This window comes from Stenotrophomonas sp., from assembly GCF_031995405.1.
In the GTDB taxonomy this organism is placed as follows: Bacteria; Pseudomonadota; Gammaproteobacteria; order Xanthomonadales; family Xanthomonadaceae; genus Stenotrophomonas.
In genome coordinates this window covers 27,874-32,558 of sequence record NZ_DAMAGC010000024.1, presented here as the reverse complement: position 1 = coordinate 32,558, position 4,685 = coordinate 27,874, and the positions used below count along the sequence as shown (strand labels likewise).

Annotated in this window: 4 protein-coding genes; all 4 read right to left on the bottom strand. The window is 67.8% G+C overall.

Annotated elements, in window-relative coordinates; genetic code table 11:
• Positions 1 to 87: 87 nt before the first annotated feature.
• The 4 genes from RTO53_RS06390 to prpE all read right to left on the bottom strand — a co-directional run bounded on the left by RTO53_RS06390 (position 88) and on the right by prpE (position 4,365).
• Positions 88 to 1,149 carry a suppressor of fused domain protein gene (locus tag RTO53_RS06390; RefSeq protein ID WP_312236996.1) on the bottom strand — a complete coding sequence of 354 codons (1,062 nt, stop codon included), beginning with the start codon at positions 1,147 to 1,149 and terminating at the stop codon, positions 88 to 90.
• Between the two features lie 85 nt (positions 1,150 to 1,234).
• Positions 1,235 to 1,741, bottom strand: a complete 507-nt coding sequence (locus tag RTO53_RS06385; protein ID WP_312236995.1) for a hypothetical protein — start codon at positions 1,739 to 1,741, stop codon at positions 1,235 to 1,237.
• Between the two features lie 289 nt (positions 1,742 to 2,030).
• On the bottom strand, positions 2,031 to 2,288 hold the full coding sequence (locus RTO53_RS06380) for a DUF6404 family protein (protein WP_312236994.1): 258 nt from the start codon (positions 2,286 to 2,288) through the stop codon (positions 2,031 to 2,033).
• 199 nt (positions 2,289 to 2,487) lie between these two features.
• The gene (prpE, locus tag RTO53_RS06375) at positions 2,488 to 4,365 is read right to left on the bottom strand and encodes a propionate--CoA ligase (protein ID WP_312236993.1); all 1,878 of its coding nucleotides are present in this window, start codon (positions 4,363 to 4,365) and stop codon (positions 2,488 to 2,490) included.
• Positions 4,366 to 4,685: the final 320 nt, after the last annotated feature.

Below are 4,685 nucleotides of genomic sequence, written 5' to 3'. Positions count from 1 at the left end.
CTCGCCCATCCTCCGGTAGAGCCACCCCATGGGTGGCTGCACGCGATCCCGGCACTAGGAGCAGCCACGCATGGCGTGGCTCTACCTTCAGCCGATCGTGCGCACCACGTTGCCTTGGGCATCGCGCAGTTCGGTGGGCGCCACCCGGATGCGCAGGCGGCCGCCCGGCAGCGGATAGCTGCCGCGTTCGGCATGCAGATGCGCGCGTATCGCCTGCAGGCTGGCCGGAGTGAGCACGCAGCGCGCGGCGCCCTGGTCGACCTCGACGTGGTCCTCTTCGCCCGGCTCGAAGCGCCAGCTGCGCTCGCGATCCACCAGGGTCAGCGCGCGGCCATGCCCGAGGCGCAACGGCAGCAGTTCGAGGATCCCCGGCACCTGACCGGCCCCGAGCACCAGCTCGACCGTATCGCCCTGCACCGCCCATCCCAGCGTTTCGATGAACAGCGTGCCGGTGGTGGAGCCCTCGCGCGCACTGCCGGCCTCCACCTGGGCGGCCACCGCCGGATCGGCCAGCAGCGAGCCGCGCGACAGGTCGGTGATCCACAGCGGCATGCCCGCCGCCAGCGCCTGCAGCACGCCGTGGGTGGACCACCGGCGCACGGCGGCCATCTCGTCATCGCTGAGCCCGACCACCTGCAGGAAACGTACGCGGCCGTTGGCGGTATCGCGCGGGGGCAGCTGCGGGTCGTCGATCAACGCCAGGTGGCGCAGCACGGTCTCGCTGTCCAGGGCGATCGGACCATTGGCATCCAGGTGATGCCCGGCCTCGAGCACGTTGCCGCTGCTGAAGACGTAGCGGGCCAGGTTCTGCAGCAGGTTCATCGGCCACACCGGCGGCGGGTCATCGGCGCCCTGCCCCGGCGCGGTGGCCAGGCGGAAGGTCAGTTCGAAGCCGTAGCCGCTGTCGGCCGGGTCATCGCTCTGTTTGCCGTACAGCTCCGAGAAACCGTAAGTGACGTAATGCCAGTGCGGGCGCGGCGTCTCTGCCCAGTACACGCTGATGCCGTCCAGCGGATCCTGGCCGCCCAGCGTGTAAGGGATCGCCGTGCCGAAGTGGCGGGGCTCCTGACCCGGGTACAGCGCGCCCAGCGCCGCGTTGAGGGCATCCCACCCCTGGGTGCCCTCATCTTCCTTCTGCGTGTGGTCCATCTGCCATGCTCCTGGCCTGCGTAGCCGGGCAAGGTAACCCCGGCCGGGGCATTACGGCCAGCCGTTCCCCGATGCTGCGTGCTGGTCAGCCCGCTACGGCGTCCGGCTGCGCGTCCACCACCAGCAGCGCATGGGTATCGCTGAGCCAGCGGCTGGCCAGCGCCGGGCTCTTGGCCTTGGCCACTGCCGCGGCCATGTCCGGCCACAGTTTTTCCAGGCCGCCGGCATCGGTGCAGCGCTCGATCTTGAGCTGCATGAAGTAGCCCTTCAGCCCGAGGTGGCGGCGCACCGACTCGCTCATCCAGTCATACAGCCGCTTGTACAGATCCGGATCCTGCTCGCGCCCGGCGGTGAGCGCCCGCGCGGCCGGGGCGGCAACCGCGCCGCCGACCACTTCGATCAGGCCCGCCTGCGCCAGTTGCGCCAGCGCATCCTCCGGCGCCCGCAGGCCGGGTAACAACGCGGTCAACGCGTCGTCATCGCGCTGACCATCGACCATCAGCAGAATGGAGCGCAATGCCGGCGGCAGACGTCGCGCGCGGTCTTCGATTTCCTGACGGCCAGCGGCCGTCTTGGCATGGATGTACGCCATGTGTTCCCCCTGTCACAGCTGCATTGCCACGCGCGGCAGCCAGCGTTGCGCTGATGCCGCTGCGTCCCCTTGCGACCGTCGCCGGCGGATGCGCCGACCAGTGCCCGCTGCGCGCCGTGTCCCCAGCGCGCGGCGTCCGGCCAGTGGCCTGCCACGATCACGCCCGCAGCTTACCTGACGTTCCGGGCTGCCGATAATGCGTTGCAGCAAGCGTGCCCTCGCCGCGTCGCCGGCGCCGGGGGCAGACAATACTGGCCGGCGACCGACCCGCATTTGCCGGTTGCCGTGGTTACGGCCTGCGTCTGGCGAGCGCCATCATCAAACCGTAGCCCACCCCAGCCAGGGTCGCGATCAACAGCGACGCGCCGGCGTTGCGCCCGGTGTTCAGCACCGGCTCCAGCAGCGCCATCCCCACGCCCCATCCCGCCCCAAACTGGGTGCCGTGGAGCACCCAGTTCAGTGCAAAGGATCGGTCGGCACTGTCAGATGGCAGGTCCAGGCCACACTTCCTGCAGACCCACAGGAGAAATCGGGGCTCACGCTTCATACTCACTCCTGGCGCGGACACCGACGTGATGTGGCATCCCTGCGTCGATCGTGGGTGACCGGCCGGTCCACGGCCATGCCCGGACGCGACACGTGCGAATGATTTCCGGGAAGCGCGACGCCCATCAAGCGCCGCACACGAACCAGCCCACACATCCATCGATGTGCGGGCTCTCGAGACATGCGCGGAAACGACGGTTTCAGCTACCCAACGCGCGCCGGATCTCATCCAGTGCTGCCGGATCGTCCAAGGTCGACAGATCGCCCGGATCGCGGTCTTCGGCCAGCGCCTGCAGCGAGCGGCGCAGCAGTTTGCCGGAGCGGGTCTTGGGCAGCGCATTGACGATGTGGATGTGCGCCGGCCGTGCCAGCGCGCCCAGCGACTGGGTTACCCGCTGCATCATCTCGGTGATGATCGTGCTGCCATCGCCATCCACGGCCTGGCGCAGGGTGACGAACACCAGCGGCACCTGGCCCTTGAGTTCGTCCTTGACCCCGATCACCGCCGCTTCGGCCACCAGCGGGTGGCCGGAGATGCACTCTTCGATCTCGCGCGTGCCCAGCCGATGCCCGGCCACATTGATCACATCGTCGGTGCGACCCAGGATGAAGGTGTAGCCGTCCTCGTCGCGGATCGCCCAGTCCAGCGAGCTGTAGAGCAGTTCCTTGAAGTGGCTGAAGTAGCTCTGCAGGAACCGTTCGTCGTCCTTCCAGACCGTGCTCATGCAGCCCGGCGGCAACGGCGGAATCATTACCAGCACGCCCTTTTGGCCGGGCGCCACTTCCTCGCCGGTGTTCTCGTCGATCACCTTCATCTTGTAACCGAGGTTGGGAAAGCCCGGCGAACCGAAGCGCACCGGCTTCATGTCCACGCCCGGCAGCAGGGTGAGCGCTGGCCAACCGGTTTCGGTCTGCCAGTAGTTGTCGATGATCGGCTTGCCCAGCGCATCGTTGATCCAGTGCGCGGTCGGTTCGTCGAGCGGTTCGCCGGCCAGGAACACGTACTTGAGCGCGTCCAGATCGTGGCGGCGGATGAAGTCGGTGTCGTGCTTCTTCAGCACGCGGATCGCGGTGGGCGAGGAGAACAACGTGCGGACGCCGTACTGCTCGCACAGCGCCCACCAGATGCCCGGATCCGGGTTGGTCGGCAAGCCCTCGTACAGCAGCGAAGTGCAGCCGCCGATCAGCGGGCCGTACACGTTGTAGGAATGACCGACCGCCCAGCCGACATCCGAGGTGGAGAACATCACCTGCCCCGGCTTGCAGTCGAAGACGGTCTCCATCGACTGCGCCATCGCCACCGCGTACCCGCCCACGTCGCGCTGCACGCCCTTGGGCTTGCCGGTAGTGCCGGAGGTGTACAGCAAATAGCTTGGCTCGCTGGATTCCAGCCACACCACCGGCACATCCTGGTCACCCACTTCCTCGCGCAGCGTGGCGTAATCGACGTCGCGTCCGGCAACCTTCGGCTCGGCCGGGTCCAGCCCGCGCGAGACGATCAGCACGTGCGGCGGCGGCGACGTGGCTTCGGCGCAGGCGGCGTCCACCATCGCCTTGTACGGAATCACCTTGCCGCCGCGCTTGCCGGCATCGGCAGCGATCAGCAGCTTGGGCGCGGCGTCGTCGATGCGCAGCGCCAGATTGTGTGCGGCGAACCCGCCGAACACCACCGAGTGGATCGCGCCGATGCGCGCGCAGGCCAGCATCGCGAACACCGCCTCGGCCATGTTCGGCATGTAGATCACCACGCGGTCGCCGCGCTGCACGTCCAGCCGCTGCAGCACGGCGGCGAACGCGTTCACTTCGCGGTACAGCTGCCGGTAGGTGATCTCGCGGGTGATGTTGGTTTCGGTGGAGATCGCCACCAGCGCCAGCTGGTCGGGACGATCGGCCAGGTGGCGATCGACGGCGTTGTAGCAGAGGTTGGTTTCACCGCCGACGAACCAGCGCCGGAATGGCGGAGTGCTGTAGTCGAGGATCTGCTGCGGCGGCGTGTGCCAATAGATGCGTTGCGCCTCTTCGCCCCAGAACGCTTCGGGTTCATCGATCGATCGCCGATAGACATCTTCGTAACGCATGACAGCCCTCCCAGACAAAGCCATGCGTCGAGCATAGTCCGATGGTGAGGCCCGGGCCGTCCGACCTTGGTCGTAGGGCCGGGTAGAGCCGAGCCATGCTCGGCTGCTTCGGCTGCTTCGGCCTCGATCGTTGCCGTGCTGCGCACGGCCAGCCGAGCATGGCTCGGCTCTACCGGGTCGTCTACCGGCAGACTCCTGACCAACGTGTACGCACCGATTGTCGAGCATCGCCCGATGGTGAGGCGTGGGCCGGCCGGCCTCGGTCGCATGGCTCGGCTCTACCGGGTCGTCTACCGGCAGACTCCTGACCAACGTGTACG

Bases quoted from the DNA above. Each gene is read 5' to 3' on its own strand.
- RTO53_RS06385 (WP_312236995.1), bottom strand. From the start codon at position 1,741: ATGGCGTACATCCATGCCAAGACGGCCGCTGGCCGTCAGGAAATCGAA.
- prpE (WP_312236993.1), bottom strand. From the start codon at position 4,365: ATGCGTTACGAAGATGTCTATCGGCGATCGATCGATGAACCCGAAGCG.
- RTO53_RS06390 (WP_312236996.1), bottom strand. From the start codon at position 1,149: ATGGACCACACGCAGAAGGAAGATGAGGGCACCCAGGGGTGGGATGCC.
- RTO53_RS06380 (WP_312236994.1), bottom strand. From the start codon at position 2,288: ATGAAGCGTGAGCCCCGATTTCTCCTGTGGGTCTGCAGGAAGTGTGGC.